This window comes from Serratia sp. CY56464, assembly GCF_052168435.1.
GTDB classification, from domain to species: domain Bacteria; phylum Pseudomonadota; class Gammaproteobacteria; order Enterobacterales; family Enterobacteriaceae; genus Serratia; species Serratia marcescens.
Genome location: NZ_JBJNMV010000001.1, coordinates 1,141,484 through 1,160,940, shown reverse-complemented (window position 1 = coordinate 1,160,940; position 19,457 = coordinate 1,141,484). Strand labels below are relative to the sequence as shown.

15 protein-coding genes are annotated in these 19,457 nt (G+C 60.6%); 6 read left to right on the top strand and 9 right to left on the bottom strand.

Features of this window, described 5'->3' with window-relative positions:
• Nucleotides 1–43 precede the first annotated feature (43 nt).
• From ACJ8KE_RS05705 to ACJ8KE_RS05695, 3 genes are all read left to right on the top strand, one after another.
• Entirely contained in the window at nucleotides 44–1,000 is a 957-nt protein-coding gene (locus tag ACJ8KE_RS05705; RefSeq protein WP_016927660.1) for a sulfonate ABC transporter substrate-binding protein, read from the top strand.
• A 259-nt stretch (nucleotides 1,001–1,259) separates the two neighbouring features.
• Nucleotides 1,260–1,994, top strand: a complete 735-nt coding sequence (locus ACJ8KE_RS05700; RefSeq protein WP_016927659.1) for a MurR/RpiR family transcriptional regulator — start codon at nucleotides 1,260–1,262, stop codon at nucleotides 1,992–1,994.
• Nucleotides 1,995–2,122: 128 nt separating this feature from the next.
• Complete coding sequence (locus tag ACJ8KE_RS05695; protein ID WP_284065344.1) at nucleotides 2,123–3,559, top strand: 6-phospho-beta-glucosidase; 1,437 nt, start codon at nucleotides 2,123–2,125, stop codon at nucleotides 3,557–3,559.
• Nucleotides 3,560–3,623: 64 nt separating this feature from the next.
• Here ACJ8KE_RS05695 and ACJ8KE_RS05690 read toward each other — a convergent pair whose 3' ends face one another.
• From ACJ8KE_RS05690 to ACJ8KE_RS05660, 7 genes are all read right to left on the bottom strand, one after another.
• Nucleotides 3,624–4,802, bottom strand: coding sequence for a 4-hydroxybenzoate 3-monooxygenase (locus ACJ8KE_RS05690; RefSeq protein ID WP_261105179.1), 1,179 nt, complete (start codon nucleotides 4,800–4,802; stop codon nucleotides 3,624–3,626).
• A 12-nt stretch (nucleotides 4,803–4,814) separates the two neighbouring features.
• Nucleotides 4,815–6,170 carry an aromatic acid/H+ symport family MFS transporter gene (locus tag ACJ8KE_RS05685; protein ID WP_079449738.1) on the bottom strand — a complete coding sequence of 452 codons (1,356 nt, stop codon included), beginning with the start codon at nucleotides 6,168–6,170 and terminating at the stop codon, nucleotides 4,815–4,817.
• A 395-nt stretch (nucleotides 6,171–6,565) separates the two neighbouring features.
• Nucleotides 6,566–7,903, bottom strand: a complete 1,338-nt coding sequence (locus tag ACJ8KE_RS05680; RefSeq protein WP_274870067.1) for a D-serine ammonia-lyase — start codon at nucleotides 7,901–7,903, stop codon at nucleotides 6,566–6,568.
• 109 nt (nucleotides 7,904–8,012) lie between these two features.
• Entirely contained in the window at nucleotides 8,013–8,702 is a 690-nt protein-coding gene (locus ACJ8KE_RS05675) for a VIT1/CCC1 transporter family protein (protein WP_033640227.1), read from the bottom strand.
• A 26-nt stretch (nucleotides 8,703–8,728) separates the two neighbouring features.
• Nucleotides 8,729–9,202 (bottom strand): VOC family protein, encoded by a 474-nt coding sequence (locus ACJ8KE_RS05670; RefSeq protein ID WP_015377932.1) that lies wholly within the window; start codon nucleotides 9,200–9,202, stop codon nucleotides 8,729–8,731.
• 11 nt (nucleotides 9,203–9,213) lie between these two features.
• The gene (locus ACJ8KE_RS05665; protein ID WP_016927653.1) at nucleotides 9,214–9,564 is read right to left on the bottom strand and encodes a DUF1428 domain-containing protein; all 351 of its coding nucleotides are present in this window, start codon (nucleotides 9,562–9,564) and stop codon (nucleotides 9,214–9,216) included.
• 104 nt (nucleotides 9,565–9,668) lie between these two features.
• On the bottom strand, nucleotides 9,669–11,111 hold the full coding sequence (locus ACJ8KE_RS05660) for a GGDEF domain-containing protein (RefSeq protein ID WP_274870065.1): 1,443 nt from the start codon (nucleotides 11,109–11,111) through the stop codon (nucleotides 9,669–9,671).
• Nucleotides 11,112–11,576: 465 nt separating this feature from the next.
• Here ACJ8KE_RS05660 and ACJ8KE_RS05655 point away from each other — a divergent pair, with 465 nt between their 5' ends.
• Nucleotides 11,577–13,637 carry a TonB-dependent siderophore receptor gene (locus ACJ8KE_RS05655; protein WP_016927651.1) on the top strand — a complete coding sequence of 687 codons (2,061 nt, stop codon included), beginning with the start codon at nucleotides 11,577–11,579 and terminating at the stop codon, nucleotides 13,635–13,637.
• A 50-nt stretch (nucleotides 13,638–13,687) separates the two neighbouring features.
• On the opposite strand, the gene ACJ8KE_RS05650 is transcribed toward ACJ8KE_RS05655, so the two are convergent.
• Nucleotides 13,688–14,503 (bottom strand): alpha/beta fold hydrolase, encoded by an 816-nt coding sequence (locus ACJ8KE_RS05650; RefSeq protein ID WP_079449743.1) that lies wholly within the window; start codon nucleotides 14,501–14,503, stop codon nucleotides 13,688–13,690.
• Between the two features lie 129 nt (nucleotides 14,504–14,632).
• On the opposite strand from ACJ8KE_RS05650, the gene ACJ8KE_RS05645 reads away from it, so the two are divergent.
• Entirely contained in the window at nucleotides 14,633–14,797 is a 165-nt protein-coding gene (locus ACJ8KE_RS05645; protein WP_228009709.1) for a hypothetical protein, read from the top strand.
• 48 nt (nucleotides 14,798–14,845) lie between these two features.
• Here ACJ8KE_RS05645 and ACJ8KE_RS05640 read toward each other — a convergent pair whose 3' ends face one another.
• Complete coding sequence (locus ACJ8KE_RS05640; protein WP_049299428.1) at nucleotides 14,846–17,275, bottom strand: DUF3772 domain-containing protein; 2,430 nt, start codon at nucleotides 17,273–17,275, stop codon at nucleotides 14,846–14,848.
• 448 nt (nucleotides 17,276–17,723) lie between these two features.
• Between ACJ8KE_RS05640 and ACJ8KE_RS05635 the strand changes: the two genes are divergently transcribed.
• The gene (locus ACJ8KE_RS05635) at nucleotides 17,724–19,454 is read left to right on the top strand and encodes an ABC-F family ATP-binding cassette domain-containing protein (protein WP_284065343.1); all 1,731 of its coding nucleotides are present in this window, start codon (nucleotides 17,724–17,726) and stop codon (nucleotides 19,452–19,454) included.
• Nucleotides 19,455–19,457: the final 3 nt, after the last annotated feature.

Below are 19,457 nucleotides of genomic sequence, written 5' to 3'. Positions count from 1 at the left end.
AGCGCGTCATCGCTATCGTTCACTTGCCTATCGGAAAATCAGGATGAGAAAACTCACAACGCCGCTGATCGCCGCCCTGCTGCTCGGCCTGTTTAGCCTGCCGGCCGGCGCGCAGGAGAAACCGCAGCAAATCACCATCGGTTACCAGAAAGCCAACATTTTTGCGCTGCTGAAATACCGCGGCACGCTGGAAAAAGCCCTTGAGCCGCAGGGCGTCAAGGTTCGCTGGATAGAATTCCCCGCCGGCCCGCAGATGCTGGAAGGGTTGAACGTCGGCAGCATCGATCTGGCGGCGACCGGCGACGCCCCGCCGGCCTTCGCGCAAGCCGCCAAGGCCGATCTGGTTTATTTGGCGCATTCGCCGCCCAGCCCGAAAACCGAAGCCATCGTGGTGCCGCAGGATTCGCCGATCCGCTCCGTGGCCGATCTGAAAGGCAAACGCGTGGCGTTGAACAAAGGATCTGACGTCAATTACCTGCTTGTGAGCGCGCTGGAACAGGCCGGCTTGAGCTACAAGGACATCACGCCGGTCTACCTGCCGCCGAGCGATGCCCGCGCCGCCTTCCAGCGCGGCAGCGTCGACGCCTGGGTGATTTGGGATCCCTACTACGCCGAGGTGGAAACCCGTGCCAACGCCCGCCTGCTGAAAGACGCGGAAGGCCTGGTGCCGCACTACACCTTCTATCTCGCCAGCCGCCGCTTTGCCGAAACGTACCCGGACAGCGCCAAACAGGTGATTCAACAGCTCGGCGCGCTGAGCGACTGGGCCAACGGGCATCCACAGGAGGCGGCGGCGATCCTCGCTCAGAGCACCGGCCTGGATCAGGCCATTTGGGCCAGAGCCATCGCTCGCATGCCGTTCGGCAGCCAGCGCATGTCGCCGGAGGTGTTCAGGCAGCAACAACAGTTGGCGGATAAATTCACCGCCATCGGGCTGCTGCCGGTTAAGGTGGATGTCAACGCCGCCCGCTGGTCAGAAGATAAACCCGAGGCGCCATAGCTTTTGCCGCGCGTTGGCTTTAGAAAGCAGAAACCGGCATTTTGCCGCCGGCATCAGTTGGCCTATGCTAACTCTGTGTGATGAAACGCGTTTTCATGGCATGTCTTCCGGAACGTTTTTGCTTTAATTTGTTCGTCGTGAACCCTGGGCCGCCCCTGACTGGTGCGGCTTTTCTTTTTGTTCGGCAGTGCCGGCAGCGGCGAATTTTGCTATGGTAACCCGCAGATAAATGTCCCGTTTTCAGCCGCCGGATCGACTCATGTTTACCCATAAAGCAATCGCCGAGCTCAACGCCCTGGAGCTGATGGTTTATAACTACGTCAGCAAACACAAAAATCAAGTGATGTACATGACCATCCGCGAGCTGGCCGAGGCCGCCGGCGTGTCCACCACCACCGTGCTGCGATTTTGCAAAAAAATGGGTTGTGACGGTTATTCAGAATTTCGCATCCGTTTCAAACTGTATCTGGAGCAAACCGATGCGCCGCCGGTCGATTCCGGCATCGGCGAAATTCTCAGTTTTTTTAAAAGCGTCAGCAACGACGAATTTAATCAGTTACTCGATGAAGCGGCGCACCATATCGCCGCCGCCGAGCGGATTATTTTCGTCGGCATCAGCACCTCTGGCGCCTTGGGGAAATATGGCGCGCGTTTCTTTTCCAACGTCGGGAAATTCAGCACCCATATCGACGATCCTTATTATCCCGTCAACAGCGATATGTATAAAAACGCGGTGGCGATCATGTTGTCAGTCTCCGGCGAGACCGAAGAGATCCTGCGACTGGCGAGCCAGTTCAGCCTGCACCACTGCAAGATCATCAGCATCACCAACAACGAAACCTCTTCACTGGCGCGGCTGGCGGACTTTAATCTCTCCTACCACGTGCCGCAGCATTTGATCGGCGGGCATCACAATATCACCACGCAGATCCCCGTGCTTTACATTATTGAAACCATCGGCAAACGGCTTGGGCATATTAATTCGGAAAAATAAAACAGGCTGTTTTTTTATTGTGACAAATCACTTTGCACGGCGATTTGTTATATCGTGACATTTCTTTCGGTCTTGTTACTCTATTGGCAATGCAAACGTTATTATCCTTCATTAAATAAGATGAGACATTGACGATGAAACAGTTGCCGAAAGATTTTCTGTGGGGAGGCGCGGTCGCCGCGCACCAGGTTGAAGGCGGTTGGGATCGGGGCGGCAAAGGGCCAAGCATCGCCGACGTGCTGTCCGGCGGTTCGCACGGCGTCGATCGCGTGATGACCGACGGCGTGCTCGACGGCTACCGTTACCCCAACCATGAAGCGGTGGATTTCTACGGCCGCTACAAGCAGGACGTGGCGCTGTTCGCCGAGATGGGTTTCAAATGCTTCCGCACTTCGATCGCCTGGACGCGCATCTTCCCGAACGGCGACGAAGCAACGCCAAACGAGGCCGGCCTGCAGTTTTACGACGATCTGTTCGACGAGTTGCTGAAATACGGCATCCAGCCGGTGATCACCCTGTCGCACTTCGAAATGCCTTACCATTTGGTGAAAGCCTACGGCGGCTGGAAAAATCGACGGGTGGTGGAGTTCTTCGTGCGCTTTAGCGAAGTGGTGATGCGCCGCTACCGCGAGAAGGTGAAGTACTGGATGACCTTCAACGAAATCAACAACCAGAGCAACTACCGCTACCCGCTGTTCGGCTACTGCTGTTCCGGCGTGGACTACACCCAGGAAGACAACCCTGAGCAGGCGCTGTACCAGGTGTTGCACCACCAGTTCGTCGCCAGCGCGCAGGTGGTCAAACTCGGTCATCAGATCAACCCGGAATTCAAGATCGGCTGCATGCTGGCCTGCGTGCCGTTCTACCCTTATTCCTGCAAGCCGGACGACGTGATGTACGCCGTGGAAGCAATGCACCAGCGCTATCTGTATACCGACGTGCAAATGCGCGGCTACTACCCCAGCTACCTGCTGCGTGACTGGGAACGCAAAGGGCTGAAGATCGAGATGCAGCCGCAGGACGCGCAGATCCTGCGCGAGGGCTGCACCGATTACATCGGCTTCAGCTATTACATGAGCAATGCGCTGCAGGCCAACGCGGTGGACGGCAGCGACGGCATGTTCGGCTTCCCGGGCAATGTGCCGAACCCGCACGTCAAAGCCTCCGACTGGGGGTGGCAGATCGATCCGGTCGGGCTGCGCTATTCGCTGAACGTGCTGTATGAACGTTACCAGAAGCCGCTGTTTATCGTGGAGAACGGCTTCGGCGCCTTCGATAAGGTGGATGCGGACGGCCAGATCAACGATGACTATCGCATCGACTATCTGCGCGCCCATATCGAAGAGATGAAGAAAGCGGTGATTGAAGACGGCGTAGATCTGATCGGCTACACGCCGTGGGGCTGCATCGACTGCGTGTCGTTCACCACCGGTGAGTATAGCAAACGCTACGGGTTCATCTACGTCGACAAACACGACGACGGCACCGGCACGCTCGAACGTTCGCGCAAGAAAAGCTTCGACTGGTATCGCCGGGTGATCGCCAGCAACGGCGAACAGCTGTAACCGCCGTAGCTCAGGGGCGGTGACGCCCCTTCTCGCCCATGCCGAACGGCATGGGCGTTTTCGCTTATATCGCCGGGAATGGCGCCCCGACATAATTTTCCGCCAGCATCGTCATGGCGCTGCGTGATTTCACCGTGTACTGCAGCTCTGAGAGTTGCAGCCGGTGTTCGAAAGGTGTGTCTTCCCGCCGGGTATGCAGCATGTGGGTCATCCACCAGGAAAAATGCTCGGCGCGCCAGACCCGCTGCAAGGCGGTGTCGCTGTAATCGTCCAGCCGTTGCCAGTCGCCTCGCCGGTAAAACGTCTCCAGCGCCTGGGACAACAGGCAAACATCGGCCATGGCCAGATTCAACCCTTTGGCGCCGGTCGGCGGCACGATATGCGCCGCGTCGCCCGCCAACAGCAGGCGCCGGTAGCGCATCGGTTCGGTAACGAAGCTGCGCATGCCCACCACGTTTTTCTGAAATATGCGGCCCTTTTTCAGCGTCCAGCCTTCATGGTTTTCCAGCCGCTGCTCCAACTCGCGCCAGATACGATCGTCCGACCATTGATCGACCTGTTCCGCAGGATCGCACTGAAAATACATGCGCTGCACGCCGGGCGAACGGGTGCTGATCAACGCAAAACCGCGCGGATGGCAGGCGTAGATCAGCTCTTCGCTGGACGGCGGCGCTTCGACCAGAATGCCGAACCAGCCGAACGGATAGGTGCGGGTGTAATCCTGCCGCAGCCCACCGGGCATCGCCGCGCGGCTGATGCCGTGGAATCCGTCGCATCCGATGACAAAGTCGCAGCGGAGCCGGCGCGGCTGGTCGCCATGACGGTAGTGAACCTCGGGCTGCGCGCTGTTCAGCGCCTTCAATTCAACCTGCTCCACCTCGAAAAATAGATGGCCCTGCGCCGCCAGACGCGCGGCGATCAGGTCTTTCAAAACTTCGTGCTGGGCATAAACGGTGACGGCGCGCTCGGTCAATCCGGCCAGATCGATGCGGTGCTGCCGGCCACCGAACGCCAAGCGGATCCCCTGATGCCGCGTCCCTTCCCGCCGCATCCGCTCCCCCAATCCGGTCTGCTCGAGCAGATCGACGGTCCCCTGTTCGAGCACCCCGGCGCGAATGGTCGATTCCACCGCCTCCCGGCTGCGCGTTTCCAACACCACCGATTCCACACCTTGCAGGTGCAGCAGATGGGACAACATCAAGCCGGCCGGACCGGCGCCGATGATCACAACCTGTGTGCGCATAGCATGACTCCCTCATAGCATTTTGTTGAGCGGCGCCGGCAGCGCCGGGTAGCCGCCGGAAAGGTGTTTGGCGAGCAGCGCCAGCGCCGCGATCAGCGCCGGGATGGCCAACAGCGTGAAAATGGTGCTGAACGACAGCTGCATCTGCATCAGCACGCCACCGCTCATCGCCCCCAGAATGCCGCCAAAACGCCCGAGACCGAGCATCCAGGCCACGCCGGTCGCCCGGCTCTGGGTGGGATAGAACCCGGCCGCCAGGGCCGGCATGGATGACTGGGCGCCGTTCATGCAGGTGCCGGCGATGAACACCGTGAGCGCCATCAGCAGCGGAGAGGTATAGACATAGCCGATGATGCCGACGAACAAACCGGTCAGCAAATAGCCGACGGCCACCACCTTGTGCGGGTTCATGCGATCCATCAACCAACCGATAATCAATACGCCGAGCCCCCCGCCGAGCGGAAACAGCGCGGTGATCAGCGACGCCTGCGTAACGGAGGCGCCGGTTTCACGGATCAGCAGCGGCAGCCAACTGGTCAGCAGATAGAAGATCATCAATCCCATGAAGTAAGTCAGACACAGCATCAACGTGCCCAGCAGATAGCGACGCGAAAAGATCATGCCCAGCGGCGACGCTGCCTTTATCAGCCCCTCTTCCTGCAACATGAAGCGCGGCAGCGGCGTCATTCGGATCGGCGCAATGCGCTTCAGCACCTTGGCGATGCGCTCTGCGGCATAGCCGCGCGCGACCATGAAGCGCACGGATTCAGGCAAGGCGGCGATCAGAACCAGCGCCAGCAACAACGGCATAACGCCGCCCAGCACCAGCACGCTCTGCCAGCCGAAATGCGGGATCAGCCAGGCGGAAGAAAAACCGCCCAGCGACGAACCGAGAGGGAAACCGCAAAACATCAGATTCACCATCAGGGCTCGGCAGCGCTGAGGGGCATATTCCGACATCAGCGTGGCGGCGTTCGGCATGGCCGCCCCCAGTCCCAGCCCGGTCAAAAAACGCAGCAGCGTCAGCGTCGAAAGCGAGCCGGCGAAGGCGGTCAGCAGGCTGAAGCCGCCAAACAGCAGCAGCGAAATCACCAGCACTTTCTTGCGGCCGATGCGATCCGCCAACGGGCCGGCGGCCAACGCGCCTACCGCCAGACCGACCAGCGCGGCGCTCATTACCGGCCCCAGCGCGGTTTTGTCTATTCCCCACTCCTGCACCAGCGACGTGGCGATGAAACCGATAATGGCGGTATCGAAACCATCCAGCGCGACCGCCAAAAAACACAAAGCCAGTATCAACCACTGGTAGCGAGAAAATGGCTGGTTATCGATAAACCCTCGAATTTCTACGTTGTTATCATGCGGCATGGCGTGCTCCTCAGAGAGTGCGGCGAACCTCACCGCACGGAACAGCCGGCTGCGAGCCGGCGAGAGGGTTAATTTGTGCGATTATCGGAATATAGTTCGTTAATCGACAATCAAATCAAACCACCCCACGGCGAATGCTTCAATATTGTTAAAAAAATAAGCGTGCGATAAACGAACATCAGAAAGCGGTAAATAAAATAATTTTATTTACTATTAATTGGATATGGAGATTTAAGCCGTGACTGCGGCGTGGGGAGTTGTGATTTTGTTAACATTTTAAAAACATCATGAGCGCCCGCTCTGACGTTGCCCCTGGGCCGGAGGGAACCGGCGCTTGTCAAACCGCGCTCGCCGCCTAAAAACAGGAAGCGAGCGCAAGCCTCGGCGCTATTGGCTCACGGCGCCGTTTGCGCGGCGGCGAGGTATTTCGCCATTTCCGCCGTCGGCACCATGCCGCCGCCGGTCGCCCATACCAGATGCGTCGCCTGGGCCAGGTGCTCGGCGCTCACGCCCTGCTCGCTGAGCTCCCCCGCATGGGCCGCAACGCGCCACGGCCCGGCCATGCCGGCCAGGGCGGAGGGTTCCAGCTGGATATGCTCGTGCCTGTCCAACAACCCAAGCAACGCGAACATCTCTTCGTCGCTCAGGGTGTAAAACGCGCTCAGCAGGCGCTCCATCGCCCGGCCGACAAAACCGGAGGCGCGCCCCACCGCCAGTCCGTCCGCCGCCGTGCGATTGTCGATGCCGAGATCTTGCACCGCAATGCCGTCATGCAACCCGCTGTAGACGCCGAGCAGCATGCAAGGAGAATGGGTCGGTTCGGCGAAAATGCAGTGAACGTGATCGCCGAACGCCAGCTTGAGGCCAAAGGCGACTCCGCCCGGCCCGCCGCCGACGCCGCACGGCAGATAAACGAACAGCGGATGCTGCGCGTCCACCACGATGCCCTGTTCGGCAAACTGCCGCTTCAGGCGGCCGCCGGCCACCGCGTAGCCGAGGAACAGGGTTTGCGAGTTTTCATCGTCGATAAAGAAGCAACTCGGATCGTCCGCTGCCTGTTTGCGCCCTTGTTCGACCGCCACGCCGTAATCGTCGGCGTACTCCACCACCGTCACGCCATTGTCGCGCAGCTTTTGCTTTTTCCACGCCCGCGCATCCGCCGACATGTGCACGCTGACGTCAAACCCCAGCCGGGCGCTGATGATGCCGATGGATAATCCCAGATTGCCGGTCGAGCCGACGGCGATGCGGTACTGGCTGAAGAACTGACGAAACGCGTCGGAAAATAGCCGGGCGTAGTCGTCGCCGGTGTGCAGCAGCCCCGCCTCCAGCGCCAGCTTTTCCGCGTGCGTCAGCACCTCATAGATGCCGCCACGCGCCTTGATTGAGCCGGAAATCGGTAGATGGCTGTCCTTTTTCAACAGCAGGCGCCCGCCCAACGTCTGCCCATAGCGCCGATCCAACGCGAGCTGCATGGCCGGGATCGCCACCAGCTCGGATTCGATGATCCCCTTTGTCGGTTGGGTTTCCGGGAAGGCCGCGGCAAGATAAGGCGCGAAACGCGCCAGGCGCTGCTCCGCGTCGGCGACGTCGGCGGCGGTCAACCCGACGTGGGGCAACCCTGCGGCCAGCGTTGTCGCGCGTGGATTGAACCAGGTGATCGGCTCTAGCGCGACCATGCGTTGCAACAGCGGATGCTGGGCGACCCACGATAGGATCTGTGATTTCTGCATAAGTGTCCCTGACTGATGTTGGCGTTGCCGTCACCTTGCCGCGAACGCCGACGGCTGACAAATGATAAATTCTGAGCTTGAGGTGCAATAGATTGATGCAAACGCGGCGTTAGCCGGCCGTCACGCCAAACAGCAGGCCGACGCCGGAAGAAACTGCCATCGCCAGTGCGCTCCAGATGAGAATGCGCGCCACGCCCGGCAAGATCGGCGCCCCGCCGGTTTTCGCGGCGATGCCGCCGAGAACGCCGAGGGAAATCAGCGCCGAGGCCACCAGCGCCGGCCGCGTCCAGGCGACCGGTGCCCACAGCGCCACCAGCAGCGGCAGCAGCGCGCCGAGGGAGAAACTCAAAGCCGATGCCAACGCGGCCTGCAGCGGCCGGGCGCGGGTAGCGGAGGAAATGCCCAGCTCGTCGCGCGCGTGCGCCTCCAGCGCATCATGCGCCATCAGCTTTTCCGCCACCTGCCGGGCCAGCGCCGGATCCAGGCCGCGATGCACGTAGATTGACGTCAGTTCGCGAAACTCCCCCGGGTAGTCTTCAAGCAGCTCCGCCTGCTCTTCCGCCAGCGCGGCCTTTTCGGTATCCGCTTGCGACGAGACCGACACATACTCGCCGGTGGCCATCGACATTGCGCCGGCCACCCACCCGGCGACGCCGGCGATCATCAGCGCGGAATGCGAGGCGCTGGCCGCCGCGACGCCCAGCAGCAGGCTGGCCGTTGAAACGATGCCGTCGTTGGCGCCGAGCACCGCCGCCCGCAGCCAACCGATGCGTTCGATACTGTGCCGTTCTCGATGCATCCTTTCTCTCCCTCGTTCTCTTTCCGCTAGCCCCGCGCCGCCGCTTCCAACCCGGCGATGTCGATTTTGCCCATCAGCAGCATCGCTTCCGTGACCCGCCGCACACGAGCGGCGTCCGGATCGTTCATCAACTCCGTCAGGCGCCGCGGCACGATCTGCCAGCACAGCCCCCAGCGATCGCGCAGCCAGCCGCACTGCTCCGCCTCGCCGCCCTCGCTCAAGGCATCCCATAGCCGGTCGACCTCCGCCTGATCGTCACATTCCACCATCACGGAGAAGCTGTGGTTAAACGGATCCAGCGGCCCGGCTTCGATCGCCGCGTAGCGCTGGTCGCCCAGCGTGAAGGAAGCCAGCTTCACGCTGCCGGCCGGGCCGCTCGGCGTATCCGCCGGCAGGTCGGAAAACCAGTTCACGGACGAACCGGGGATCAGCGCGACATAGCAATTCAGCGCCGCTTCCATGTCTTTTTCAAACCACAGATGTTGCGTAATTCTGGCCATCTGCGCCTCCTTTACGCATCGAGGATCGGCGCGAAACCGCCAAAAATCATGCGTTTGCCGTCAAACGGCATCTCGCCCAGCGCTTTCATGCGCGGATCGTTCATCATTTTCTCATTGGCGGCGTCGCGCACCGCTTTGGAGGGGTACTCTATCCAGCTGAACACCACCACTTCGTCGTCCTGGGCTTTCACCGCGCCGCGAAAGTCGGTGAGCTTGCCATCGGGCACGTCATCGCCCCAGCACTCCACGATGCGCGTGGCGCCAAACTCTTTGAACAGCGGCGCTGCTGCCGCCGCCAACCGGTGATAAGCCTCCTTGTTGGCGGCCGGCACCGCCACCACAAACCCGTCTACGTATTTCATTCTGGCATCCTCTTGTCTGATTAAGGACAGTCGGTTCGGCGCAGGCGGAAATGCCCGCGTCCCTTACCAGTTTAGACCGCAGGCACGCAGCGCGGATCGGAAGTTCAGCGGCCGTGACAGGCCGGCGGAGACGATTCCGGTGTGGCGACCCGGTTGCGGCCGGCGTTTTTCGCTTTGTACACCGCCAGATCCGCCAGCTTAAGCAGATCCGCCAGGCTGTGGCCGGAACCGCCCGGGCAGGTCACCATGCCGATGCTGACGGTGATCTGCAGCGGATGCCCGGCCGGCATGAGGATAGACTCCGTTTCGATGCGTTGCCGCAGGCGTTCGGCCAATTGCCATCCCTGCTGCGGCTGGCCGAGCGTCGAAACGATGGCGAACTCTTCGCCCCCCATGCGGCCGAACAGGTCACCGACGCTCAGATCGGCGGCGATCGCGCGGGTAAAGGCCATCAGCGCCTGATCGCCGCCGGCATGGCCGAAACGGTCATTAATCGATTTGAAATAGTCGATATCGAGCATCATGATGCACACCAGCTCGCCCTTTTGGTCTATCAACCGTTCGCCGCGTTGCATAAACGCATTGCGCGTCAGCACGTGCGTCAACGCATCGTGATTCGCCACGTGCTCCAGCGTGCGCAGCAGCGCATTACGCGCATAGTTCATGCTGGCCACGGCGATGGGCCCCAGCGCCAACAGCGCGATGCCCAAACGCATCGATACCGCGTTTTGCAACACTTTCATGTCGAGCGTCGTGCTAAGCAACCCGAAATCGATCGCCAGATGGCACCACAGCACATAAATCAGCACCGCAATCATGGTGCAGAACAGTGAGAAAGACATCGCCAGCCACAGCAGCACCGGCATGGGAAAGATCACCGCCCCGGGGCCGCCGATCAGCACGCTGCACACCGCCGCCAGCAACAGCAGCGCCAATACCGTGAGTTTTCGCCCCGCGCGCGGCCATTGGCTGCGCTGGGTGAACAGGGCTCCGGCCGCCGCAAGGCGACGTCGCCAATCGGCGGGAAACGCCAGAATAAACGGCATCAGCGTGACGTAGTTGGTGAATTCGGACGAGAACCACAGCGCCAGCGAGGTCAGATACGGTCTGCCGAACAGCCACTGCGAAGTTGCGGCGCCCACCGCGCCGGTCGCGGCGGCGGCAGCCAGGCAGATGCCGAACAGGTACATGCTGGAAGCGCCACGCTGCAACGTGCGCGCCGGCGGCGACAGCCGCATGAACAACAGATACCCCACCACGACGCCGGTCAGATTGGCGGCGTTCAGCAGCAGCGCCTTTTGCAGCGAACTGCCGGTCAGCAGGTCCGCCGCCAGATAGCCCAGCACCGCCATGCCCCAGCCGGCCCGCGTAGCCCACTGTGGCCGCCGCACCAGAACCGCCAGCAGTACGGCGTTCACCGGCCAGAATATTGCCAGAAAACTGCCGGGACGACTCACTATGCCCAACAGACACAGAGTGAACACCAGCAAAAAAATGATGAGCGCGGGCCAAATTTTCCGGGTATCGGACAACGAGGTGGTTTGCATCTTGGATCCAGAGACTTCCGCTAGCGTAAGGTGACAATCTGTTCGTGTCACAACCGTCGACGATGAGGAGAAGATAAACGGCCGACCCGCCTATTATTGCCAGTTTTGCCGGCCCGGACATCTGTTTATTCATCTAGGAAAAATATATTTGTGTATCAATATATTGACAGTAATTACCTATCTGGCGAACAAACTGTCGTGACTCTCCCGTCACTACGATCGTTATTACCATCCAGCCGATTTTTTACCGGCAAAATCGCCGTCTTTTACTGTAAAGACAAAATTAAATCGTGCAGTGAAGGGATACAGGCATTGCCCACTATTCAAAATACATAAATGATAATTATAATGATAATCGTTACTATTTATTATTTTTCACGGAATTATATGCACCAGTCAGTTCTTCGCCCCCCCACTCAAAGAAATAAAAATCACGTTCTTCACGCGCTGCCCCTGTTTGCCGGTTTGTTCCCCGCGCTGGCGATCGCCGCCGCGCCCGGCGCAAAAACGGAGGAATCCATTACGGTGACCGCCGCGGCCCAGCCTTCCGGCAGCTATAGCGCCGACACTGCCTCGACCGCCGGCAAGACCGCCGCGCCGATCGCCGAGGTGCCGCAATCGGTCAGCGTCGTCACCTCTCAGGTCATTGACGACTTCCAGGTCAAAAGCGTCAATGACGCGATGAAGTTCGTCAGCGGCGTCACCCAGGGCAACACGCTCGGCGGCACGGAGGATGGCTTCGTCAAACGCGGGTTCGGGGTTAACTCCGACGGCTCGGTCTTCATCGATGGCGTGCGCAGCAACCAAGGGCTGAGCATGGACGCCACCACCGATCGCGTTGAGGTCCTGAAAGGTTCCGCTTCGCTGCTGTATGGCATCCTCAGCCCCGGCGGCGTCATCAACCTGATCAGCAAAAAACCGCAGTATGACTGGAACACCCGCATCAGCGGCGCCACCAACAGTGTTGGCGGCGGCAGCGGCAGCGTCGATGTGACCGGCCCGCTGGGCGGCGGCTTCGCCTTTCGCCTGATCGCCGAACGCCAGCACGCAGATTACTGGCGCAATTTCGGCAGCGACGAACACACGCTGGTCGCCCCCTCGCTCAGTTGGTTCGGCGACCAGGCTTCCTTTAACATCGCCTACAGCGAATACAAGTACGACATTCCTTACGATCGCGGCACCGCATTTATCGACGGCAAGCCGGTCGATGTGCCCTATAACCGCCGCTTGGATGACTACGCTAACCATGCCTGGGGCAAGAACAAACGTCTGAACGCCCATTATGAGTACGCGCTGGATCCGATCTGGACGACCCGCTTCAACTACGCCTGGCTGCAACGCCGTTACGACAGCAACGAAGTGCGCGCCACCGCGGTCGACACCACGACCGGCATCGTCTCGCGCCGCGCCGACGCCAACCGCGGTTTCAATCATCAAACCCACTATTACTCCTGGGATCTGACCGGCTCGCCGCAGCTGTTCGGCATGCAGCACGACCTGCTGCTGGGCGTGGACTACGAGAAGAATCAGACCTACAAAGCCTATTCCTATCGCGGCAAGGTCTCGAAGACCTTCAACATGTACGATCCGGTGTATGGCGAAACGCCGGTCACCGACAGCACCACTTACAGTGACGCGTCAAGCAACCTGCGCGCCACGCTGTTCAGCCGTTCCCTGTACGCCAAGGACAGCATTCATCTCACCGATCAATGGATCGCGGTGCTGGGCGCGCGCTATCAGTCGTATTATCAGAACAACAGCAACGGTTTCCAGAAACCGAAAAATACGCTCAATGACAAAGACGGCCAGTTTTTGCCGCAGGCGGGGTTGGTGTATAAGCTGACGCCGAGTCTGTCGCTGTACGGCAATTACAGCCGTTCGTTCACGCCGTCCACCGCCATCGACGACAATGGCGATGTCGCCACGCCGGAAACCGGCACCACCTATGAGGTAGGCGGAAAATGGCAGATCACCCCGGCGTTTGACGCCACGCTGGCGCTCTATCGCATCGATGAAAGCAACATGTCGATCTTTATCAACGGCGTGACCCGCAGTATCCCCAAAGCGCGTTCCACCGGCGTCGAACTGGAGTTGAACGGCGAAGTGGCGCGCAACTGGGATCTCACCGCCAACTACAGCTACGACAAAACCGAAATTGTCGAAGACAACCTCAACCCGGACAACGTCGGCAATCGGCTGGTCAACGCCCCAACCAACATGGGCGGCCTGTACCTCAGCCACCGCATGACATTGCCGGTGGTGCCCGGCGAGGTGCGCATTGGCGGCGGCGCGCGCTACGTCGGCCGCCGCGCCGGCGATCCGGAGAACAGTTTCACCATGCCGGCCTATACCGTGGCGGATGCCTTTGTCGCCTGGGACAGCAAGCTGCTGGGGAAACATACTCAGCTGAAACTGAATGTGAAAAACCTGTTCAACCGCGAATACTATGCCTCCAGCGCCGGTAACTTACGCGTGATTGAGGGTGAACCGCGCAGCCTGAGCCTGCAGGCGACGGTCGATTTCTAACCTGTCACGCCTTGGGCGCCGTTTGGCGCCCGTTTTCTTTGCGCCGACCCTCAAAACGCCTTGCGACACATCACACCGGCGAGAAAATCCAACAGCGCGCGGTTGAACAATGCCGGCCGCTGCAGCGGCGCGAAGTGGCTGACACCCGGCAGCGTCACCAGACGGGCGCCGGGGATGCTGTCGCTCAGGTAGGCGGCATGTTCGGCGCGGATAAACTCATCGTGTTCGCTGTGAACAACCGTCACCGGCACGCGAATGGCCGCTAATTCCTGTGCACGGTAGTCCGGCTGGCTGCTCATCATCAGGCTCACGGCGGCGACGAACGCATCGAAGTCATCCGGCGTCGGCGACAAGGCGGCATAGTCCTGCGCATGACGCGCAAAACAGCGCTCAACGATGGGGTTGGACGCGGGCGGTTTAACGCCGCTGGCGTCCATATTACAGCCGAAGAAAAAAACGCCGTCCACCCGCTGCGGCGCCCGGTGGGCGGCGATAAGCGCAACACAGGCGCCATCGCTCCAGCCCGCCAGCGCGGCGTGCGGGATCCGCAACGCGTCCATTACCGCCAACAGATCATCGGCCATGCGATCGTAACGGTATGGCCGGGCGTCGCTCGTGCTGCGCCCGTGCCCGCGGCTGTCGATGACCAGTACGCCATACCCGGCGGCCAGCAGCGCCGGCAGTTGATACCCCCAGTTGCCGCTGTGGCCCAGGCCGCCGTGCAGCAGGATCACCGTCGGGTCAGCGCCATAGGCCGCATACCAGATGTGCGCGCCGTCGTGTTCGACAAAACCCTGCCAGGAACCGGGCGGCAACGGCGGCGCGCCCTGCGCGGCAAAGCGGGTCAAATCGTCGTCGGTTTGCATCTTTCTCCCCTCATTCGCCGAGGTTGAGCATCGACACGGCATCAAGGGAGTATAGATCGCAGCGGCGAACGGTGCCGTTCGCTTTCCCTGCATATACTTAAAGGAGGAATCGCAATGGAGGACGGTGAGATGAAGAAGATAATTCTCGTGTTTTTGACGTTGATGCTGAGCGGTTGTATCGGCGGCGGCGGCCCATCGAATGCGCCTTCGGCATCGCCGAATGAACCTTACACCTGCACCAAATCCAGCGCCAATAGCGACTGCTCGCAATCGGTGGAACCATCGATGTACTAGCCGCGCTCGGCGGGCCGTCGCTTAACGGCCCGCCGCCTCAGACCGGCGCTAGGAGGAGTGTTCCTCTTCGTTGGCCTGATATCGCGTCGCCTGCTGCTTCATAAACACCACTTCCTGCGGGCTGGACAGGCTCACTTCCTGCGCGCGCAGCAGCTTGAGGATATTGAACAGCAGTTCGCTCTTGGTGGCGCCAACCATGCGCGGGCTCGGCACGTAGCCGGTCACGCTCAGGATAATGCCGTCCGGCCCCAGTTGGCTGAAGCGCACGTAAGGCGCCGGCGTATCCAGAATGGTTTCGTACTCGTTATAGGCGCTGAGCAAGATATTGCGCACCTGCTCCGGATCGATGGAGGTCGGGAACGTCAACGCGATGGTCACCACGCCTTGCGCGTTGCCCATGGTGGCGTTGCGCACGTTCTGCGAGATCAGCTGCGAGTTCGGTACGATCATGGTGGAACGGTCGCTGAGCTGGATTTCGGTGGCGCGCACGTTGATGCGCCGCACGTCGCCTTCCACGCCGCCGATGCCGATCATATCCCCGACCTTCACCGGGCGCTCGGTCAGCAGGATCAGGCCGGAAATAAAGTTCTTCACGATCTCCTGTAAACCGAAACCGATGCCGACCGACAGAGCGCTGACGATCCACGCCAGGTTGCTCCACTGGATGCCCAGCGCCGCCAGGGTGATCAGAATCACCAGCACATAGCCGATATTGCTGAACAGCGTCACCAGCGAGGCGCGGATGCCGACGTCCGTGATGGTTTTCGGCAACAGCTCAGAGCCCAGCCAGCGCCGTACCGCGCGCAGAATGTAGATGCCGATCGCCAGGCAGATCACGGCGTTGAGCAGGTTGCCTGGCACGATGTTGAAACGCTGCAACCCTTCGCCGGTCAGGATGGAGACGATTTTCTCCATCAGCGAACCCGGCGTGGTGCTGCCAAACGAACCGTTGAACAACGCGACAATCATCAACAGCAACAGCGAACATTTGGCCAGCGCGGTGGTGATGATCGACATCTGTTCCAGGTGGCGGTCCTTGAAGCTGAGCGTTTTCTTCAGCATCTTGCCGCTGACGGTCTGCGGCGAAAACAGCGCGGCGCACAGGTCAGTGGCGAACAGCACCATGAAGTAGAACGCCATCAGCACCAGCACCACCCAGATCAGCTGGTAGGTCAGGAAACGGGCGAAGGCAATGTAGCCGATGAGCAGGGAAAGCAGGATCACCACCGAACAGACCAGGGTGACGATGTGCACCAGCCCGCCGACCAGCGTGCGTTTTTCCAGATGCGCGCCCTGCTGCTCCAGACGGCGACGAATGCGCTGGCCGCGCAGCGGCGCCGCCAGCAGCACCATGCCGATCAGCCCCGCCACCAGGCCATTGCCGAAGATGGTGGTGGCCAATGAGGCGCTGACGACGTTGTTGATCAGCTCCACGGTGCCGAACGCCAGCGCCAGACCGGCCAGCAGCGGCGAGAAGTAACGCAGCCCGGCGGCCACTTCATTGTCCAGCGAAGCCAGACGCCACGACGGACGATTCAGCGACAGCGCCGCACGCCCCAACCCGGCGATCAGCGCGCAGAAAATCCCCAGACGGTTAAAGCCTTCGGCGAAGTCTTCCAGCATCACCGGCAGCGGCTGCACGCGGATAAAGACGTAATACAGCAGGTTCAGCGCGATCGAGGTAGTGAATACCGTCACCGCCACGGTGATGATCGCCATAAAGCTGCGGCGCAGGCGCCCGTCCGGCAGGAAGCGAATGCTGACCCAGGCAAGAAAACGCTCGGACAAATAGCGCCCCCAGGACCAGACGATCACCGCCAGCGCCAGCAGCGCCAGCGTGCCGTAACGCCATTCATCCTGCCAACTGGCGTCCCAGGCCGCTTTCATCTCGGCATTGAACTGGTCCAGCCGCTGCACATCATCCGCTGACGGCTGCACCACCGGCGTCCAGAATTTGACGCCCAAAATGCTGCCGGTGTTCAGCGCCAGCTGGGTTTTGAACGCCACCCGGCGCAGATCGCTGATCTGCTGGCCCAGGTCGAAGGCGCTGGTCTTGATGGCCTGCGCGCGTTTTACCGCATCGTCCAACTGCTTCTTGCTGTTGTTCAGCGCATTGCGCTGCTGGGCGACGGCCGGGGTTTCCGGCAGCGCGCCCGCCGCCGGGGCCGGCCCCAGCACGTCCAGCTGCGCCTGCAGTTTTTCCTGCAGCGGCTGCAGATCGGTAGCGAGTTTGTCCATGCTGGCGACCAGATCGTCCGTCGCCAACCGCAGCTTGCTGAGCTGGGTGTCGGTCGTCGCTTTGGAAACCAGCTGCTTCATGCTGTCCAACTGCTTTTGCGCGGCTTTCAGCTGCGTAGCGGGATCGGGCGCGCTTTCAGCGGCGGGATCGTCCTGAGTGGCGGCGACGGCGCCGAACGGCGTCAGCTGCAAACCCAACAGCAATAATAACAACAGGAGGAACGGGCGAGGCTTTAACATAAATTCAGTGCTCAGCATCATTATCTGATAGACAGACGAACAGGCGGCGGATGAACCGTCGCTTAACCATAAACGCTAATTATAATAGCTGCTTAATGTCGGCCGAAATACCGTAATTATTCCCATTGTGTGCCACGCGCCCGCGCTCTCCTTAGCTTGCTGATTATTCAGGCGCTTTTACTGGCGGCGCGGCGTAAAGCGCTCTATACTCCTGCCACCGATTAACCTGCAACCAATAAAAGGAGACTTACTATGCTGACGTGTGAATTGGTTTTTCACTCACACTTCTTTGGTAATCGTCGCCGCTCAAGCATTACCGGTATCGTGCTGCGATAACCCAGCTTGAGCGAAGCTTACTAAAATCCAGGATCTTCCCTCCGGCTTACCGGGTTGTCGTCAGCGATGTTTGACGATAGGCATTGCCATGCCTGTAACTCTTGAGTAAGCAATGAGCACATTACTGTCTGCACAATCTGTCGGTTACGACAACGCGTTCGGCGTCCTGCTGAGCGAGATATCCTTCAGCCTGAAAAAAGGCGACCGCATCGGTTTGATCGGCGATAACGGCTGCGGCAAAAGCACCCTGCTGCAAATCCTCAGCGGCGCCCTGCCTGCGCACACCGGAACAGTGACATTGTCACATCAATGTCTGATGGCGCGCATCGAACAGCACCTGCCGCCTGAACTGCACGCCTGCTCCCTGCTGGATGCCGTGCTGGCGCAGTTGCCTGCGGGCCAACACCTCAGCGAGCGCTGGCGCTGCGAAGCCTTACTGGCGGAGCTGGGATTTGAATCAGAGAGCTGGACATTGACTGCCGGCACCCTCAGCGGCGGCCAACATACGCGGCTGTTGTTGGCGCGTGCGCTGATCCGCCAGCCCGACCTGCTGCTGCTCGACGAACCCAGCAACCACTTGGACCTGCCCACACTGCTGTGGCTGGAACAGTTCTTGCGAAGCTGGAACGGCAGTTTCGTGCTGGTGTCACACGACCGCTATCTGCTCGATCAGGTGACCAACTGCACCTGGATCCTGCGCGACAAAACGCTGCAGTTCTTCCGGTTGCCCTGCTCTGCGGCGCGCACCGCGCTGGCGGAACAGGACGCCGCGGACGAACAGCGGCGCCACGCCGAGCAAAAAGAGATCGACCGGGTGGAAAAAAGCGCTAAACGGCTGGCGGTCTGGGGCAAGGTCTACGACAACGAAGATCTGGCGCGCAAGGCCAAGCAAATGGAAAAGCGCGTCGATCGGTTGAAGGAAGAACAGACCACCCTGACCGCCGGCAGCCCGTGGCGGCTGCGGCTGCAGGGAGAAGCGCTGGACGCCGATCGCCTGCTGGCGCTGCCGCACTGGGCGGTGCGCCCGGCGCCGGATGCGCCGGTGCTGTTCAACCTCGAACATCTGCGCGTGAAAAGCGGCGATCGCATCGCCATCGTTGGGCGCAACGGCTGCGGCAAATCGTCGCTGCTGCGTCTGCTGTGGCGCGAGTATCAGCAACAAACGCAGCGTCCGGCGCTGTTCCATCCGCGGGTGCGCATCGGCTATTACGATCAGAGCCTGCAGCAGCTGCGCGATGAAGACACGTTGAGCGAAGCGCTGGCGCAGTTCGCGCCGCTGACCGAGGAACAGCGGAAAATGGCGCTGATCGGCGCCGGGTTCCCTTACCTGCGCCACCATCAGCAGATCCGTTCGCTGAGCGGCGGCGAGCGTTCACGGTTGCTGTTTGTCGGCCTGACGCTGGCCAACCATTCGTTGCTGCTGCTGGACGAGCCCACCAACCACCTGGATATGGCCGGCAAAGAGGAGCTGGCGGAAACGTTGCGTCAGTTCCCCGGCGCCGTCATGCTGGTCACCCACGATCGGATGCTGATCGAACAGAGCTGCAACCGCTTTTGGCTGATCGACCAGCAAAAATTGGAGGAGTGGCACGATCTGGCGCCGGTGTATCAGCGCCTGGCGGGCGAAACGCCGGCTCTGCCGACGGCGGGCAAGGCCGATGCAGATACTCCGACGCCGGACGAGCGATTGAAAGGCGAAGAAGCGCTGTTGACCGCCCTGTTTGCCCTCGAAAGCAAACTGGAGGCCGATCTGGCGCGCAAGCCGAAGCACCAGAAACCGGAGCTTCAGGCGCGCTGGCGCCGCGAGATTGCCGACATCACCGCCCGGTTGAATCTGGGCTAACCT

Coding starts and splice junctions, on each gene's coding strand:
- ACJ8KE_RS05705 (WP_016927660.1), top strand. CDS start 44: ATGAGAAAACTCACAACGCCGCTGATCGCCGCCCTGCTGCTCGGCCTG.
- ACJ8KE_RS05700 (WP_016927659.1), top strand. CDS start 1,260: ATGTTTACCCATAAAGCAATCGCCGAGCTCAACGCCCTGGAGCTGATG.
- ACJ8KE_RS05690 (WP_261105179.1), bottom strand. CDS start 4,802: ATGCGCACACAGGTTGTGATCATCGGCGCCGGTCCGGCCGGCTTGATG.
- ACJ8KE_RS05685 (WP_079449738.1), bottom strand. CDS start 6,170: ATGCCGCATGATAACAACGTAGAAATTCGAGGGTTTATCGATAACCAG.
- ACJ8KE_RS05680 (WP_274870067.1), bottom strand. CDS start 7,903: ATGCAGAAATCACAGATCCTATCGTGGGTCGCCCAGCATCCGCTGTTG.
- ACJ8KE_RS05675 (WP_033640227.1), bottom strand. CDS start 8,702: ATGCATCGAGAACGGCACAGTATCGAACGCATCGGTTGGCTGCGGGCG.
- ACJ8KE_RS05670 (WP_015377932.1), bottom strand. CDS start 9,202: ATGGCCAGAATTACGCAACATCTGTGGTTTGAAAAAGACATGGAAGCG.
- ACJ8KE_RS05665 (WP_016927653.1), bottom strand. CDS start 9,564: ATGAAATACGTAGACGGGTTTGTGGTGGCGGTGCCGGCCGCCAACAAG.
- ACJ8KE_RS05660 (WP_274870065.1), bottom strand. CDS start 11,111: ATGCAAACCACCTCGTTGTCCGATACCCGGAAAATTTGGCCCGCGCTC.
- ACJ8KE_RS05650 (WP_079449743.1), bottom strand. CDS start 14,503: ATGCAAACCGACGACGATTTGACCCGCTTTGCCGCGCAGGGCGCGCCG.
- ACJ8KE_RS05645 (WP_228009709.1), top strand. CDS start 14,633: ATGAAGAAGATAATTCTCGTGTTTTTGACGTTGATGCTGAGCGGTTGT.
- ACJ8KE_RS05640 (WP_049299428.1), bottom strand. CDS start 17,275: ATGTTAAAGCCTCGCCCGTTCCTCCTGTTGTTATTATTGCTGTTGGGT.
- ACJ8KE_RS05635 (WP_284065343.1), top strand. CDS start 17,724: ATGAGCACATTACTGTCTGCACAATCTGTCGGTTACGACAACGCGTTC.